The organism is uncultured Varibaculum sp. (assembly GCF_902489465.1).
GTDB lineage: Bacteria > Actinomycetota > Actinomycetes > Actinomycetales > Actinomycetaceae > Varibaculum.
Window position 1 is genome coordinate 13,492 of the sequence record NZ_CABTZZ010000011.1, and the last position, 17,093, is coordinate 30,584.

At 52.8% G+C, this 17,093-nt stretch carries 15 protein-coding genes; 13 read left to right on the top strand and 2 right to left on the bottom strand.

The window, feature by feature from the left end; all coding sequences use genetic code 11:
• Positions 1-7: 7 nt before the first annotated feature.
• From pgsA to smpB, 11 genes are all read left to right on the top strand, one after another.
• Entirely contained in the window at positions 8-1,267 is a 1,260-nt protein-coding gene (pgsA, locus tag RDM26_RS03460) for a CDP-diacylglycerol--glycerol-3-phosphate 3-phosphatidyltransferase (RefSeq protein WP_307737644.1), read from the top strand.
• A 177-nt stretch (positions 1,268-1,444) separates the two neighbouring features.
• Positions 1,445-1,765, top strand: coding sequence for a helix-turn-helix domain-containing protein (locus RDM26_RS03465; protein ID WP_307737645.1), 321 nt, complete (start codon positions 1,445-1,447; stop codon positions 1,763-1,765).
• 4 nt (positions 1,766-1,769) lie between these two features.
• Positions 1,770-2,024, top strand: a complete 255-nt coding sequence (locus RDM26_RS03470) for a DUF3046 domain-containing protein (RefSeq protein WP_307737646.1) — start codon at positions 1,770-1,772, stop codon at positions 2,022-2,024.
• 271 nt (positions 2,025-2,295) lie between these two features.
• Positions 2,296-3,369, top strand: a complete 1,074-nt coding sequence (gene recA, locus RDM26_RS03475; RefSeq protein WP_307737647.1) for a recombinase RecA — start codon at positions 2,296-2,298, stop codon at positions 3,367-3,369.
• 21 nt (positions 3,370-3,390) lie between these two features.
• Positions 3,391-3,975 (top strand): RecX family transcriptional regulator, encoded by a 585-nt coding sequence (locus RDM26_RS03480; RefSeq protein ID WP_307737648.1) that lies wholly within the window; start codon positions 3,391-3,393, stop codon positions 3,973-3,975.
• Between the two features lie 29 nt (positions 3,976-4,004).
• Positions 4,005-4,484, top strand: a complete 480-nt coding sequence (locus RDM26_RS03485) for a nicotinamide-nucleotide amidohydrolase family protein (RefSeq protein ID WP_307737649.1) — start codon at positions 4,005-4,007, stop codon at positions 4,482-4,484.
• Between the two features lie 41 nt (positions 4,485-4,525).
• Entirely contained in the window at positions 4,526-5,647 is a 1,122-nt protein-coding gene (gene prfB / locus RDM26_RS03490; RefSeq protein WP_307737650.1) for a peptide chain release factor 2, read from the top strand.
• A 108-nt stretch (positions 5,648-5,755) separates the two neighbouring features.
• Positions 5,756-6,448: a cell division ATP-binding protein FtsE gene (gene ftsE, locus RDM26_RS03495; RefSeq protein WP_307737651.1), complete on the top strand. Its 693-nt coding sequence runs from the start codon at positions 5,756-5,758 to the stop codon at positions 6,446-6,448.
• A gap of 8 nt (positions 6,449-6,456) precedes the next feature.
• On the top strand, positions 6,457-7,371 hold the full coding sequence (ftsX, locus tag RDM26_RS03500; RefSeq protein ID WP_307737652.1) for a permease-like cell division protein FtsX: 915 nt from the start codon (positions 6,457-6,459) through the stop codon (positions 7,369-7,371).
• 2 nt (positions 7,372-7,373) lie between these two features.
• Positions 7,374-8,693: a peptidoglycan DD-metalloendopeptidase family protein gene (locus RDM26_RS03505; RefSeq protein ID WP_307737653.1), complete on the top strand. Its 1,320-nt coding sequence runs from the start codon at positions 7,374-7,376 to the stop codon at positions 8,691-8,693.
• A 26-nt stretch (positions 8,694-8,719) separates the two neighbouring features.
• On the top strand, positions 8,720-9,235 hold the full coding sequence (gene smpB / locus RDM26_RS03510) for an SsrA-binding protein SmpB (RefSeq protein WP_307737654.1): 516 nt from the start codon (positions 8,720-8,722) through the stop codon (positions 9,233-9,235).
• 145 nt (positions 9,236-9,380) lie between these two features.
• On the opposite strand, the gene RDM26_RS03515 is transcribed toward smpB, so the two are convergent.
• Together RDM26_RS03515 and RDM26_RS03520 are read right to left on the bottom strand one after the other, a co-directional pair.
• The gene (locus tag RDM26_RS03515) at positions 9,381-9,629 is read right to left on the bottom strand and encodes a WhiB family transcriptional regulator (RefSeq protein ID WP_022865014.1); all 249 of its coding nucleotides are present in this window, start codon (positions 9,627-9,629) and stop codon (positions 9,381-9,383) included.
• Positions 9,630-9,813: 184 nt separating this feature from the next.
• A complete protein-coding gene (locus tag RDM26_RS03520; RefSeq protein WP_307737655.1) occupies positions 9,814-13,065 on the bottom strand; it encodes an FtsK/SpoIIIE domain-containing protein in 3,252 nt (1,083 codons plus the stop codon).
• Between the two features lie 117 nt (positions 13,066-13,182).
• On the opposite strand from RDM26_RS03520, the gene RDM26_RS03525 reads away from it, so the two are divergent.
• Positions 13,183-15,804 carry a helix-hairpin-helix domain-containing protein gene (locus RDM26_RS03525; RefSeq protein WP_307737656.1) on the top strand — a complete coding sequence of 874 codons (2,622 nt, stop codon included), beginning with the start codon at positions 13,183-13,185 and terminating at the stop codon, positions 15,802-15,804.
• A 45-nt stretch (positions 15,805-15,849) separates the two neighbouring features.
• Positions 15,850-17,091, top strand: a complete 1,242-nt coding sequence (locus RDM26_RS03530; RefSeq protein ID WP_307737657.1) for a phospholipase D-like domain-containing protein — start codon at positions 15,850-15,852, stop codon at positions 17,089-17,091.
• Positions 17,092-17,093 lie beyond the last annotated feature (2 nt).

Below are 17,093 nucleotides of genomic sequence, written 5' to 3' on the forward strand. Positions count from 1 at the left end.
GTAGTTGATGGATAGTAAAGAAAAACCCGCAGCTTCATCGGAAAAGTGGCGGCAAATAATTCCGAATGCCCTAACAATTGCGCGAATTATCTTGGTGCCAGTTTTTATTGCCTTGATGATTATGCAGCATATGCGGGGGTCAGTATCCCTATTAATCGTGTCTTTGGTGGTCTTTTGTATAGCTTCCTATACCGATCATCTAGACGGTAAACTGGCGCGTCGCTGGCAGGTGGTTAGTGATTTTGGGAAGCTAGTTGACCCGATCGCGGATAAAGCGCTAATGATTTCGGCTTTCGTTTTACTTTCCCTATTCCAGAACCTGTGGTGGTGGTTCACTGCAGTCGTGATTTTACGTGAGGTGGCGGTAACTCTCCTGCGCATGTATCTGCTGCGTTCGGGAGTAGTTTTGCCGGCCTCTAAAGGCGGGAAAATCAAGACCAGCTTGCAGATCCTAATGGTGTTCTTGTGGATGCTAGCCGGGATTTGCTACCCGTTTAACACCCAGGTGGGTGTGGTGGTTATGTATTTGGCGATTGCGGTTTTGATTGCCGCTTTCGTGGCCACGGTACTTTCGGGACTGGTCTACTTCCTGGATGCTCACGACAATCAAAAAGAACAAACTAAAGCAGCGGGTAGTGACGATAAGGGTGAGGAGAATACTTCGCTAGCTAAGCCCGACACGGATACTGCAGAGCTCGGCGAAGGTGGGCAAGCAACTGATAGTGAACAGGTTCTAGATGACGATGCTTTAGAAGCTAAGAAAACCTGGGAACCGCGGGCAAAGCGTGCGGCCCGGCGCAAAGACCCCCAAGTGCAGGGAACCACAGAGGATCGGGCGGCAGCTGCAACGGCACCGGAAGCAGAAGTAAGCGATCCGAAAGACAAGGGCGAAGAAGCCTCGGTCTCCCCTGAGGACACGCCCAACGTTGCCTCCTCAAAGGAAGCTAGGGAAGGCGAGCCCGAGAGCGGGGGAGATCATGCCACCAAGTTTCCTTCGCGGCGTACCCGCCGGTCCCGGCAGGCGCAAGAGGCTGGGGGACAAGCCGAGCCCCACGATGAGCAGCAAGGAAGTTCGGAGGCTAACCAGCAGTTTCCGGCTCCAGGAAGAATCCCAGATTTGTCGGCAGCTAGCGCTAGCCCCACACCTAGCAGCGAGTCAGAGCCTGCGGGCGAAAGCCTCGGGTCAGAAGCATCTGATCCAGCTCCCGAGGAAACACCCCGGTTTGCCATGACCCGTTCGCAGCTGCGCCGGCAAAAGAAGAAATAATTTATAGTCACGTAGGTCACTTAGCTGTGAACACTGGCACTATTCGTCCATATATGGAATGAATCCCGCGAAGATGGTGTTGGAACCGGTGAGAACGCAAGAGAGTATCAAAAGACACCTGCCGGGTTTCATCAGGATAGTAAATCCGGGCACGGGCAGCAGATAGGGGGATATGCTATGGATATGACAAGCAAAGATTCGGGGAATAAGACTCCGTTGCTGCGCGAAGAGATTGGACTAGTTCTACGGATGGTACGCCGTTCCCAGGGTCGCACCTTGCGGGAAGTTTCCACCAATGCCCAGGTGTCTTTGGGATATCTTTCGGAAGTAGAGCGCGGACAAAAAGAAGCTTCTTCGGAACTACTAGCCGCGATTTGTAATGCTCTCGAGGTACCGATGGCAATGGTACTGCGGGAAGTTTCTTTAAGAGTAGCGGTAGCAGAGGGACTCTCTGTGCGCCGCCAGGTACCAGAAGTTCCGGTGCATTCGGTAGTCTAGCCAGGTGAAACGCTCAGAGTTTGACTTTGCCCTGAAAGCCGTTTTCGGATCGGCTTTCGGGGCATCTTTACTTTCAGATTTATATTTACCTGAAATGCACTCTACTGCCGCGCAGGCTTTAGCCTCAGGAAAAGATCCCCAGCAGATTTGGGACTGTCTATTGACGCAAACCGATAGTGATCCGCAGCTGCGTTTTATCCATCGCGCTGATCGGAGAACTTTAAATGAGCTCGCGGGTAAAGGACTGTTAAGAAACTAACGGGAAAATAGGGTCATTTGTGCCGAGTTAATAGTTTTTAGTCGGCTTATATTATCTTTCTTCCGCATTTCATTTTGTCGAACATCTGTTCGCTAGGTACAGTTGTACTCAGACGCGCACTCGGTGATTTTTCCTTTGCGGATTATCGCCAAGCTGTTAAACGTAATTGGCCGTACGTAGCGTTAGCTTGGAGCCTCGGAGAGGGGTACCCCAAGGCAAAACCCAGGCCAGCCCAGTAATAGTTCGGAGAGAACCAGGAAGGATAAGCACCATGGCAAAAAAGACCGCAAAACGGCAAGTAAATGCAGGTGGAAACCGGGAACAAGCCCTAGATATGGCGCTAGCGGCAATAGATAAGCAATTCGGTAAAGGCTCAGTGATGCGCCTAGGGGAAAACACCCATCGCCAAGTAGAAGTCATCTCAACTGGTTCTGTGGCCTTAGATATCGCCCTGGGGGTGGGCGGATTACCGCGGGGACGAATTATCGAGATTTACGGTCCGGAATCTTCCGGTAAAACCACCGTAGCCCTGCATGCGGTAGCGGCCGCCCAAAAAGCCGGCGGGAATGCCGCTTTTATTGATGCCGAGCACGCCCTCGACCCCGAATACGCCAAGAAACTAGGGGTTAATACGGATGAACTCTTGGTTGCCCAGCCTGATACCGGGGAGCAGGCTTTAGAAATCGCCGATATGCTGGTGCGTTCGGGGGGCATTGATATTTTAGTCATCGACTCGGTAGCAGCGCTGGTTCCCAAAGCGGAAATCGATGGGGAAATGGGCGATTCCCATGTAGGCTTGCAGGCTCGCTTAATGAGCCAGGCTCTGCGGAAAATGACCGGGGCGCTATCTGCCACCGGTACCACCGCGATTTTCATTAACCAGTTGCGGGAAAAGATCGGGGTTTTCTTCGGCTCGCCCGAAACCACTACCGGCGGTAAAGCCCTGAAGTTCTATGCCTCGGTGCGCATTGATGTGCGCCGTATCGAAACCTTAAAGGACTCCTCGGGGCCGATTGGTTCTCGTACCCGCGCGAAAGTGGTAAAGAACAAGATGGCGCCGCCTTTCAAGACCGCTGAGTTTGACCTGATGTACGGGGAAGGGATCTCTCGCGAAGCCTCGATTATCGACTTGGCGACCGATCTGGCAATCGTGCGTAAATCAGGAGCCTGGTACACCTATGAGGGCGACCAATTGGGGCAAGGGAAAGAAAACGTACGGCAGTATCTGAAGGATAATGCCGAATTAGCGGATGAAATCGAAGAAAAGATTTTGAAAGCCGTCGGCATTATTGGGGAAGATACTGGCGAAGATAGCGCGGCTGCGGATGCCGGTAGCGACAAGTAAGGGCGATTTGACTCTATCTTCATGGTTAAGTATTTAGATCCGGAAAGTGATTTTGGCCTTCCCCGTCGGCGGAAGAAAAGTCCCAATCTGGCGGCGCGGCGGCAAAAGAATGCTGAGCTTCCTAGAGCGGATGCATTAGCTGCGGCCAGGGAGGCAGCGCTGCGAGTGCTAGATCGCACCGCTGCCTCCAGTTCCCAGATTCGCCAAAAACTCACTAAGGCGGGTTTCCTTCCGGAGATAGCTGATGAAATCGTCACTCGCTTTAGTGAAGTGGGACTGCTAGATGACCGTGAATATGCTGCCATGCTGGTGCGTACCCGCTTTCAAGAACGCGGCCTGGTAGGCAGAGCTTTGATTCAGGAATTAAATCGGAAAGGTATTGCTCCTGACCTGCAGCAAGAAGCCTTAGCGCAGATTTGCCCGGAACAAGAGGTGCAAAGTGCTCGGATGCTAGCGGAAAAAAAGGCGCGCTCTTTGCATAATGTTTCTTATCCGCAGGCAATGCGCCGGATAGGTTCATTTTTAGCTCGCAAAGGATACTCGCCCAGCCAGTGCCGCCAAGCTACCCGCGAAGTATTGGCAGATAGAGATTTCGAAACCGAATAGACACAGCCGGCTCGTGCCATGATGGAACTATGAACCAAGAACTAGATACGCTAGCGCGCCGCTTACAAGAGATGCTGCGCGAAAAGAGCTACACGATCGCCTGCGCCGAGTCTCTGACTGCCGGGCTGGTATGCGCAACTCTGTGTGATATTGCCGGAGCCTCCGATGTGGTCGCCGGGGGAGTTACCACCTACCAGACCCGCACGAAAAGCGAAGTCTTGGGGGTTTCGCGTTCTCGTCTACAAGAAACTGGAGCGGTAGATCCGGTGGTGGCCGAAGGAATGGCGTTGGGAGCGGCGAAACTGTTTTCTGCTGACGTGGCTCTGGCTACTACAGGAGTGGCCGGGCCGGGTAGGCAAGACGGACATAGTGCCGGTACGGTGTTCATTGCGGTTGCAACTCCCGCTGGAGGAGCAACCACGGAGCTATCTTTATCCGGAGATCGCAACCAGATTCGCCTGCAAACGGTTGCTGCCGTCCTCCAGCTGGCGATTGAGGCTTTAAGCTAAGCGCTTGTGGGCGGTGCGGATTCCTCGGGTAACCTAGAAGCGTGGCATACGATTACGAAGAGCAACTGGCTAAGGCGCAAACTACTCTAGAGAAGATTCGGGCAGTTACTGATCCTGAAAAGTTGGGCGTCCAGATAAAAGAACTGGAACAAGCCAGCGTAGACCCCAATCTATGGGATGACCCTGATCATGCTCAGCAAGTAACTTCGCAGCTCTCTCACCTAAAATCTCGTCTTGACCAGGTAGAACGCTTAGATCAAAGCGTAGAGGATGCCCTAACCCTGCAAACTATGGCGGGCGAAGAGCTGGGGGAAGAGCGCGAAGAAATCTTATCTGAGCTGCGCACCCTGCTTGAAAAACTAAATAAAGAGCTCGCTGAACTCGAGGTTCAAACCCTACTTTCCGGTGAATACGATGAACGCCGGGCAGTGGTTACTATCCGTTCTGGGGTTGGGGGAGTAGACGCCGCAGATTTTGCGGAAATGCTGTTGCGAATGTATTTACGTTGGGCGGAGCGCCATGGCTATCCCACTCAGGTGATGGATACTTCTTATGCGGAGGAAGCTGGAATCAAGTCCGCTACTTTCCAGATTGACGCGCCTTATGCCTATGGGACTTTATCAGTGGAGGCTGGAACCCACCGCCTGGTGCGACAAAGTCCTTTCGATAATCAGTCCCGCCGGCAAACTTCTTTTGCCGCGGTAGAAGTGATCCCCCTGATTGAATCCGATGACCAGATCGAGATTCCCGAATCCGATTTGCGGATAGATGTATTCCGCTCTTCTGGCCCGGGCGGGCAATCGGTAAATACTACCGACTCGGCGGTACGAATGACGCACATTCCCACCGGGATCGTAGTGAGTATGCAAAACGAAAAGTCCCAGATCCAAAACCGGGCGGCGGCGCTGCGAGTATTACAATCGCGGCTTTTGCAGTTGCGACACGAGGAAGAACAAGCCAAGAAGAAGGAACTGGCCGGAGAGGTAAAAGCCTCTTGGGGAGACCAGATGCGCTCCTATGTTATGCACCCGTATAAGATGGTGAAAGACCTGCGTACTCTAGAGGAATCATCGCAGGTAGATTCGGTGTTAGATGGGGATATTGATAGTTTCTTAGATGCGGGGATCCGGTGGCGTAAAGCCCAGGAAGAAAGTGAGAACTAGCACGTCAAAGCACTAAGCGTCCCCTAATCGGCGTGTAAGCACCAATGCTGCTTCCCCAGGCGCTAAGTTGGTCAGTGCCGGAGGCTTTCAACAGCTAGTGGGGGATGCATGATTACTTTTGACGATGTCTCAATGGTTTATAAGCGGGGGGCACGCCCTGCTTTAAACCACGTGAGCACCAATATAGAGCGGGGAGAATTCGTTTTCCTCGTGGGTAAATCAGGTTCGGGGAAGTCTACTTTTCTAACTATGATTTACCGCGAAAACAGTCCCACTGCAGGCACCGTGACGGTGTTGGGAAAGGATGTTGGCAGGCTCTCACGGTGGAAAGTTCCGAAATTACGTCGTCAAATCGGTACAGTTTTTCAAGATTTCCGCCTGCTAGATAACAAATCCGTGGAAGCAAATGTGGCCTTAGCGATGCAGGTGATTGGGCGCCCTCGGCACGCTATAAAAACGGAAGTACCCCAAGTGTTATCGCTGGTGGGATTAGAGGGCAAAGAAAAACGGATGCCCTATGAGCTATCGGGAGGGGAACAGCAGCGAGTAGCGATCGCCCGCGCGATGGTTAATCGCCCGGAGATTTTACTGGCGGATGAGCCGACCGGAAATCTGGATCCGAAAACCTCGCTGGGGATTATGCGTCTGCTGGATCGGATTAACCGCACGGGCACCACGGTAGTGATGGCAACTCACGACGATGAAATTGTCAATCAGTTACGCAAACGAGTGATTGAACTTGTAGATGGGGAAATTGTGCGCGACCAGGATCGCGGCGTGTACGGATCGAGTCGAGGCTAGGAGAAGAAATGCGTTTGCGGTTTATCCTTGGCCGGGTTTTTTCCGGACTAGGACATAATATGGCGATGACCATTTCGGTGGTGTTGGTGACCTTTATTTCCCTGCTATTTGTGGGGGTAGGTGGCCTTTCCCAGATGCAGATTTCTGCTATGCAAAAGGAATGGTACGCCAAGGTGGAAGTCAGCGTCTATATGTGCGCTCAAGACGACCAGGTGGGCAACTGTAACGGTCAGCAAGCTACTAAGCAGCAGATTCAGGATGTCCGCGACGAGTTAGAACACGGAACTTTAGCGGCCTATATTGACCATTACGATTTCCAGGATCACGATCAGGTGTATGCGGATTTCCAGAAGCAATATGGGGATACCACTTTAGGGCAAGCCACTAAACCGGAAATGTTACCCCAGGCTTTTCGGATAAAAATGAAGGATCCGTCCCAATATGAGATTGTCTCAGCCCAACTAGAGGGGCAGCCGGGGGTAGAACAGGTTCAAGACCAATCCCAGTTGGTTAAACCGCTAATGAATCTGTTTAGCCAGGCTAGTCGGATTTCCTGGGGATTGGCGGCGGTGATGGCGATTGCGGCGATCCTCCTGATTGTAACCACTATCCGGCTGTCGGCCATGTCGCGGCAAAAAGAAACCGAGATTATGAGGATGGAAGGTGCCTCCGGGTTGTTTATCCAACTACCCTTTATGATCGAGGGCGCGCTGTGTGCACTTTTGGGCGCCTTGCTGGCTTGCGGGGCGCTATACGCGGGCGTGAAATACCTGGTGCAAGGGTGGTTGCAGAAGACCATTCCTTTCATTCAATTCGTAAATGTGCGCGAGGTAGCCATTTTGTCGGGCATTATCGTGGTGGCGGCCTTGGTGCTTTCGATTATTGCTTCCCTTGCTTCCTTAGCTAAATACGCGAAGGTGTAGCTATGGTTTTTAGAACACGTTTAGGAAAAATCCTTAGTGCCACGTTAATAACTGGATCCTTGGTGCTGGCTGGCGCCTCCAGTACTGCTCTGGCTTCCGATCGCTCAAAAGCAGCGGATAAAGAAAAAGCCGCTTCCAGTAAGGCGGCGCAGCTACGGGCTTCTTTGGAAGATGTCAGCGCGGATTTAGCTGAGTCAGTGATCGCCCTGGAAAATACCAAGGAAGCGCAAAAAACTGCCCAGGGTGCATATGACGAGGCCGTGCGAGTGCAATCTAACGCGGCACGCGAGCAAGCCCAGGCGCAAGACCATTTGGATGTGGCTAGTGCGCAACTGAAACGGGTGGAACAAGCCCTGGCTGCCTCGCAAGAAAAGGAGAGTGAAAACTTGAGCAATATCGGGCGGGTGGCGCGAGAAACCTACACCAACCCGACTGTTGGGGGATCTTTCGAGTTTTTCATTTCCGATAAGGACAGCGGGGATTTAAGTACCTATGCCCGTAATGCACAATTGGCTGCCCAGCTACAATCTGATTCTTTGAAAAATGTGCAAAACCAAATTGTGGGGCAAAAAAACGCGCAAATGGAGCAGCGCGAACTGACTGCTCAAGTTCGCAAGTTAAAGGAAGAGGCCGATGCGGCTTTGCAGGTTGCCCAGAGCGCTAAAAACATCAAGCAGACAAAACTTGCGCAGCTAAATCAGACTCTGGAACAAAAGAAACAGCGCGAAGGCGAGCTAGCAGCTAAGAAAGGTGAGATCTCGAAACAGCTAGCGCAAGCCGAAAAGGAGCAGCAACAGGCACAGGAACGGATTAGGCAAATTGATGCCCAAAATCGGAAAGCCCAAAATGCCCGGAGCGCTAATAAGGGTCGCAATGCCCCCAGAGGAAATGCCGGTAGCAGCATTGCCGGTTTTGGCTCCGGAGGGATTTTCCAAGCCCCGATTAAGGGGGGAATGTATCTAACTTCTCCCTTTGGATACCGAATTCACCCGGTGACCGGACAGCGGCGCTTGCATATGGGAGCGGATATTCACGCTGCCTGTGGGGTGCCGCAGTATGCATCCGCCAATGGCACCGTGGTTTCTACCCGTTATGAAGGTACTGGGGGGAATACAGTGACGATTAACCATGGGATGCTGGGAGGCAATTCCTGGATCAGTGTTTATCGCCATATGACTCACTTTGCTACTAGCCCGGGAGCGCGGGTGGCTAAGGGACAACTGATTGGCTATACCGGTGCTACCGGCAGGGTAACCGGCTGTCACGTGCATTTTGAGCTGTGGAAGAACGGTTCGGTAATAAATCCCATACCGCTTCCCTAGCAATTATGCGATAGCGTAGGAACGCTATGAGTAAGAAAAACAAGGGTCAGGGCGCGCCCGCTGCTTCCAAGGAGGGCGTGCAGATGATTGCGCGCAATAAAAAGGCGCTGCATGACTTTTTTATTGAAGAAACCTATGAGGCAGGTTTGGTACTTACCGGTACCGAGGTAAAATCCTTGCGCATGGGCAGAGCCTCTTTAACCGAATCTTGGGTGGAGATTGACCGTGGGGAAGCCTGGCTGCAGCATGCTCACATTCCCATGTACATTAACGGTACCTGGTCGAATCATGCCCCGTTACGTAAACGCAAACTGCTACTACATCGTAGAGAAATAGATAAGTTGAGCGGTCAAGTGGCGGCTAAGGGACATACCATTGTTCCTTTGGAGCTCTATTTTTCCAGCGGTCGGGTGAAAGTGAAAATCGCGCTCGCCCGCGGTAAACAAGAGTGGGATAAGCGGCAAACCTTGCGCGAGCAGCAGGATGAACGTGAAGCTCAACGAGCTATGAAAGATTGGAATCGGCGCGCGCCGGTGGGCTAGCTCCCGGTTTAAGTAGCCGATCCTCGTTTGCCTTACTGCAAATCTGGGGAGGAGCGTTTCAAGAGCGCTGGAAGCATAAAACAAAAACTCTCTGCTAACTTGCCATCAGGCAAGGTTAACAGAGAGCTATTATTTGGTATTTCAGTTAGCAGGCGCGGCGGGCACGAGCCTTGCGACGGCGCATGCTGCGCCGCTCATCTTCGCTCTTTCCACCCCAGACTCCGGCATCCTGGTTGTTATCAAGTGCCCAAGCCAGGCAGGTTGACTCTACTTCGCAGCGCGCACAGACCATTTTTGCGCGCTCCGCCTGGGCGATAGCGGGGCCGGTATTTCCGATCGGGAAGAAAAGTTCCGGATCCTCTTCTAGACAGGCTGCGCGTGAACGCCAATCCATCTGCGTCTCCTTTTAAGGTTAACGATAGGTAACGATTTTGCGGGTAACTGCCCTTATAGATCACTATCTTGGCGGGCAGCTGCTTTGCTACTTACTATTTTTTTAGTTACAAACAGATAAATCAAGGGTTTTAACAGTTCGGAGCCGTTTTTTTGCGTGTAACCGCTCACAAAAGAAGCAGATTTTAGTGAAGTTTAGAAGAAATAGCCACTTGGATGGCGAAACCTTTACCTTTTTTGATCATCATCCCGCGTCCCGGAACTAACCCAATTTGGTCCGGAAGAGCCTGGGAATCTATTCCCTTTAGAAAAGGACGACATTGCGCGGCACTGCCTAAAACTACCAGAATCGCCCGCTGGCGTAGCTCAGAAAGCGGCCCTGAAAAAGAAGTTTGCAGAACCTCGGGACTGACCGAGGCAATCATTGGCTTCCTCCTGGAACGGCCATCCGGATCTCGCGAGGAGGACGCTGAGACCTTTCCTGTTTCCCGAGGAGGGGACACGCTCACCTCTGCAGACGAGGTAAGCCGGGGATCATGAGCGTTTAAATCCTCAACTATTTCGTGATCAGGCAAGAAACTGGCGAGCAGGTTAACAGTAGTGGTTTTCCCGCTACCATTGTCGCCGATTATCAACCAATCTTGCTCAGAATCGTCTCTTCCTACCGGCAGCGATCCGGATAATCCTAAAGCAAGAATATTTTCCGATTCTTGGTGGTTTTCCAAGTTCGGCAGGTGAAAGAGAGCAGGCAGAGCTCGCAGACGCGTTTGGGGGCAGTTTAAGTAGTTTTCGTCCTCGGGAATCGGGGGCACCGCCGCCCTAAAGGGGGTCGCTTCCTGGCTCGGGGAAAATACAAAGATCCCCGCTTCGCTGATCTGTTCTAAAACTTGGGGGGTAAAACCGGCTTGGGCAGCCTGCACTCCATCACGAATTCCCCCCACTATTTGGGTTTTTAGTCCGTGAAATAGCCGTGAAGAAGCCATAGACGGCCCGGAGACTACTAGCAGCGAAATCCCCAGCGCTTCGCTTTGGCGGCAAATAGAGGTCAACAAATCATTTCCGCTTAGCGGACCGTAGGTGCGCTCGAGTGAATCCAGCAGATCTTCACAGTCATCGATAATTAGTGTCCCTGAAAGCTGTCCCCGACTGGCCAGTTTTAATAGCTGCAAGCTAACCTGCGGGGTAGTGGCAATAGTTCCCGGCCAAGTTTCCTGATGAGTTTCGTTAAACGATGGTCCAAAGAATTGTGGCGGTGAGGTGCAAATAACGTGGACTTCCCTTCCTCGATTGGCCAGTTGTAAAGCCACCATCAAAGCTAGAGTGGTTCTACCAGAACCAGCCGAACCTACCACCTGCACAGAAAACTTCTCCGGCAGCGTTAAAGAGGAAGTACATTGCCGGTGCGGATAATCACCCAACCCCAAAACTACTTCGTCACCCGCTGGTGGTAGCTGCGGCAAAGTGATGCGGCGAGGCAGGGGAGCAGCCCAGGGAAGCCGGGGCGGACAGGGAGGGTGCCAAGCCACGCGACACAGCTGCGCTAGTTGCACGGCCTGCTCAGCACGCGGGATCCAAGCAAATTGCACCAGCTTTCCGGAAGCATCGCTGGCAGAGGTTATCCAAGCACGCCCGGCAATCGCCGGTAACTTAGCGCCGCGACTGTCTCCCAATATATCTGTAGAATCTGCAGGTTCTAACACCCGTAAACAAATCCGCAGTCCCATATTCGACTTGATTTGTCCATCCACGATCCCCGCCGGACGTTGGGTAGCCAAAATTAAATGAATCCCCAGACTGCGCCCCAAAGTCGCTAACCGGATTAAAGAATCAAGTAAATCCGGATGGTCGGTAGCTAGTACTCGAAACTCGTCCACCACTACCACAATCCGCGGATGCTGCCGGCTTTGGTGTTGTTCTCGGTATTTAATCTCGGCGTTCAAGGATAAGATAGCCCGTCTGGTCAGCGCAGATTCCAGATCCGTTAAAATACCCAAAACGTGCGGTAGGGACTGCAATTTTTTAAAAGCATCCCCTCCTTTATAATCCACCAGCACATATTGCAGTTTGCTGGGGGGATGAGATAACGCCATGGAAAGCAGCCAGGTGGTCAAGGCTGCCGATTTGCCCGCCCCGGTGGTTCCAGCCAAGAGGGCGTGGGGTCCGTCTTTAACCAAATCCAAGTAGCTGACTCCCTGGGCATCAAGAGCCACTGGAGCCTGCAAACCCTGGGAATGTTTCCAATTGTCGGTAATCGTCGCCAAAGGTGCACCGGCACCGATAATCTGCGGCCACAGCTGCTCAAAAGGAACATTATCAGCGAGTTTGCTTACAGATTCATCAGCGTGATCCCGCCAAAGCAATTCGCACCAGAACAGGCTCGGTAAATCAGCATGAGCAGTAGTGCGCCGGTGGTGTGGTACCGGCACAATCCGATTCGCCCACACCGGAGCCCGACCGGGAGTTTTCGCCCAGGTAACCCAAATACTATCTTTGCAACCTACAGGTTTTTGGGAAGGAGAAACCAGTACTACTCGCGGAAGTGAGCGTTCCGAGTGCCCTGCAAGCGTGTCCGGATAATCTCGGGCAGCTAGCACGTCCTCGCCAGGAGCTTTTTCGCTATCCCCATAGCCATCTGGGGGATGGTCTGGGTTGCCACCGGTAAAATCTGCCGCGGTGACGGCTAAATCCAGCCGGTAGCGGGCTCCTTCTTGCCAGGATAGTTGCGCTGCCCACCACAGGGCGCGTTCGCGGGCATAGCTGCCGGTAAAGCAGACTTTATCCCCTCCTTTAGCGCGGATAACCCGATGTGGACTTATCCAGGCGCCCACTTCGCCGGAGCCATTACAGGAGGCAGGCGGGCAGGAGGGGCGTTCTGATTGGCTAGCAACCAGCAGCAACTGCGCGGGACTTACCGGGCGGGGGCGGCGATAAAACCAAACCCCAAATCCCAAGATCGCGATGCCGGTAAAAATCAGTATTCCCACTAGAACAGGAATCCGGAGGAGGGAAATAAGTGAGAGCGGTAAGAACACCAGCATGGGCAAGAACAGCCATTGCCGCCAAGACCCCAGTTGCATCTGCGGGCGAGGACGGGGAACTCGCAGGTTGCGCGGACGCGGGGAAACCTTTAATACCGTGTTTCCGGCGCGAATCCTAGAAGATGCCCCGATCTCTTGCTCCTGGCGGATCCGCGAAAAGCAGGAAGCAGTTGCGCCTCGAAAAGTGCCATTAGCTGAACCGAGATCCCGCACCCGCAGTTTGTCTGGCTGAGAGATAAACAATAGGTGTTCGCGTGATACTGCCCGGTCGTGCAGTTGAAGTCTTCCCAGCGCGCAATAGTTGCCCACGAAGGGTAACACTAAGCCGGCGGCTGGGCCGCGCTCTATCTGCAAATGACAGGGAGCAGCTAACGCTCGCCGCACTGATTCCAACTCCATTTGGCCAATCTAACTGCCGCTAAGACTGCTCTGCCAGATTGGTTTTGTAGGCTGTGGATAACTCCTAAAGGAAAAGGAATCTTTTTCTTTTCGGAATAAAAAAGGGAAAATGAAGCCATGGGGAGTGAATACGAGCAGGCATTGACGCAGGCGCAAAAGCAGTGGGAAGACCTGGTAGACCGGATTAACCAGGCGCGAGTTCTCTATTATGACCGGGATCGCCCCACGCTTTCGGATGCGGAATATGACCGGTTATTTCGTCAGCTAGAAGAGCTAGAGGGACGTTTTCCGCAGCTAATAAACCCCGATTCGCCTACCCAAACCGTAGGGGGGAACGCACAAAAAACTTTTTCTTCCGTAACCCATCTAGAGCGAATGGCCTCCCTAGATGACGTGTTTGACACCGAAGAAGTCTCTAGTTGGTACCAGCGAATGGCACAGGCCACCGGAAAAGAAAAACCCCAGGTGAGTGCAGAAGTAAAAATTGACGGTTTAGCGGTTAACCTCACCTATCGGAACGGGAAGCTGGTCTTGGGAGCTACCCGCGGAGATGGCAGCGTAGGTGAGGACGTGAGCGCCAATATTCGCACTATCGCTAATATTCCCTCCCAGCTTACCGGCACCGTAGTGCCCGAAATTTGTGAGATCCGGGGGGAGATCTATTTTCCGCTCTCCGCTTTTAATAAGTTAAATGAGCAGCGCAGCGCCCAATGGGAGGAATACAGATCCGCCAAAAAAGCCGGTAATCTTGCCGCTTGGCGCGCGCAGCGGCAAAAGGCAGGGCTTCCCAGCAAAGTGGAGCCCCCCTTTGTGAATCCCCGCAATGCGGCTGCCGGATCGCTGCGACAAAAAGATCCCCGGGTAACGGCGGCACGCCCACTAGCTTTGATTGCCCACGGCATAGGGAAAGTGCAGTGGAAAGCAACTGATCTAATTGCCGGTTTCACCCCGCCCGCCAGCCAATTGCAGTGGTACCACCAGCTTCGTCAGTGGGGACTGCCGGTCAGCAAATATACTCGCCCCCTGCGAGGCCTGGATAAAATCCAAGAATTTATCACCCATATCGGTAAAATCCGACCCGAGATTAGTCACGAAATCGACGGGGTCGTCCTCAAGATCGATGACCTGAAAACTCAGGGGCAACTGGGATTTACCGCGCGCGCTCCGCGCTGGGCGGTTGCCTATAAATTCCCGCCACAAGAAGTTCACACCAAACTAGTGGATATCCGGGTGGGGGTAGGGCGCACCGGCAGGATAACCCCCTACGGGGTAATGGAAAAAGTGCTGGTAGATGGCTCTAATGTGGAGCGAGCTACCCTCCATAATCCTTTCGAGGTACGCCGGAAGGGCGTGAAAATTGGGGACACGGTGGTGCTACGCAAAGCCGGGGACGTGATTCCCGAGATTGTCTGCCCGGTAGTGGATTTACGAGACGGTAGTGAACAGGATTGGCAAATGCCTCAGCATTGTCCTTCCTGTGGCAGCGAAATTCGGCCGGAAAAAGAAGGCGATAAGGATCTAAGATGCCCCAACCAGCGCCATTGCCCCGAGCAGATTAAAGAACGAGTTATTTTCTTAGCTTCGCGCGGCGCCCTCGATATCGAAGGGTTAGGAGAACAATCGGCGGCAGCATTAACTATGCCGGAGGCAGAGCGTCCCCAGGCGGCTCTCGCCCTCACCCGAGGAGAAGCGATAGCAGCAGCGGGTAGCTTTATCTATTTTTCCGAGGCCGATCCAGCAGCTAGCATCCCGGCTGAGGACGCGGAGTCGTTACTGCCCCCGCCAACGTCCCCGGTTCTTCCCTGCGAATCTGGGCTATTTGATTTAGATGCTGAACAGCTCCTCCAGGTAAAAACCTGGAACCGAAAACAGGTAAACAAAAGCGACCGAGCCAAACTAAAAGCCCAGTTAATATCAGCAGGAAAAAGCGATAAAGAAGCCGCAGACCTAAGCAAAAAGCTGCTGAGCAGTGGAGAAATCTGGAGCTACACCCCCTATTTTGCAGGCGGAAACCCCCAGGCACCCGCCCTGGCGGCGCGGGGAAAGTTGCTGCTTGAGGAGCTGGAAAAAGCGAAAACTCAGCCACTGTGGCGGATCTTAGTGGCATTATCTATTAGGCATCTAGGTCCCCAGGCATCCCGGACACTAGCTGCACGTTTTGGGAGCCTGCGGGCAATCGCCAATGCCAGCGAAAGTGAACTCACCAGCGTGGATGATATTGGGGCGGAAATAGCCTCCTCTATAAAGGGGTGGTTCGCTGTTGACTGGCACCAGGAAATCGTGTCTGCCTGGGAAAAAGCGGGGGTAGTGATGCGCGAAGAGGCCGCCGCTGACTCTCAGCAAACCCTATCTGGATTAAACGTAGTGGTCTCCGGCAAGGTAGAGGGTTACACTCGCGACGAAGCCAAAGAAGCCCTAATGCGGGCAGGGGGAAAATCTGCATCCTCGGTTTCAAAAAATACCGACCTGCTAGTTTACGGAGAAAAGGCCGGATCAAAACTAAAGAAAGCCCGCGAACTCGGGGTGGCTTGCCTGCCTGAGCAGTATTTTTCGCAGCTTTTAGCACAGGGAATGGAAGCAACCCTAGCAGCCGTTGGACGGGGAGTTGGGACAAGAAATGAGCAAGCAGTAGCGCAAGGAAGTGGGCAAACAATAGCTACCCCACCTGCGTCCTCACCCAAGAAAACGCCCCCTCCAACACCACAGACATCCGGGAGCGCTTCTGATAGCTTGTTTTAGCGTGTATGCAACAAAGTCCTCAGGTAAGGCGTTAAAGTGGTAACTATGTTGAGGATCCCGAAGAAAACGATCCCACCGTTACTGCGCGGGTTAAAAATTGTGGCTGCGGTGATTGCGACCCTGCAAGCCGTGACGGTTACGGTTATCGTGGCGATTGACCAGTTACGTAAGTTGCGACAAACCGGTAAACCGGGTGGTTATCCCCAGATTAAACCTCAACCGATCCGGGTGGATCGCTCCTGCCTGAAAACCTATATGGATGGAGAAACTCTCTATCGCGATATGCTTGCGGTTATCGAGGGCGCGAAAGAGCGGGTATTCTTTGAAACTTTCATCTGGAAATCAGATGAAATCGGACAAGAATTCAAAGACGCCCTGATTCGGGCAGCAGAGCGCGGCGCCGAGGTCTATATCATCTGGGATCGTTTTGGAAATATGGTGGTCGATCCCCGGTTCTTCCATTTCCCCAGGTTAAAAAACCTGCATGTCCTGGGATATTCCTTAAAACATACGGCGCGTGATCACCGTAAAATCTTGGTAGTGGACTCCAAGGTGGGTTTTGTGGGGGGCTACAACATCGGCTCCTATTACTTGGACAACCAGTGGCGAGACACCCATTTGCGCATTAGCGGCTCCAACGTGTGGGAGCTGGAAAGCGCTTTCTTGGACTTTTGGAATTACGCGCAAAAATGGCATTTGCGTTTAAAGAAAGTGCGGGATCCGCGTGCCAAATCCTGGAATTCGAAAATTCAAGCCTGCGTTAATGACCCGAAACGACTGTTATTTCCAATACGCGGAATGTATGTGAACGCCCTGGATAAAGCACAAGAATCCGCCTATATCACTTCGGCTTATTTCGTTCCCGATCGGGTAATCCAGCGTTCCCTCATTGATGCTGCCCGCCGGGGAGTGGACGTGAAGGTACTGGTACCAGCCAAATCAAACCATATTCTCGCGGATTGGATTTCCCGATCCTACCTAACTGACCTGCTCGATAACCAGGTGGAACTGTGGCTGTATGACAATGTCATGATCCACGCCAAAACCGCGGTTATCGATGGATACTGGTCAACAATCGGCACCGCCAATATCGACCGGCTATCAATGACCGGCAACCATGAAATAAATATGTCGATTACCTCCCGGCCGCTAGCGGCGAATATGGAGAATATTTTCTTTACTGACCTGTTAAATGCGCGCTCTATTAGCCGCCACGAATGGAATCAGCGTCCCTTTATTGCCCGGATAGCAGAGCGACTATTACGTCCCTTCGCCTTCCTGGTCTAAGC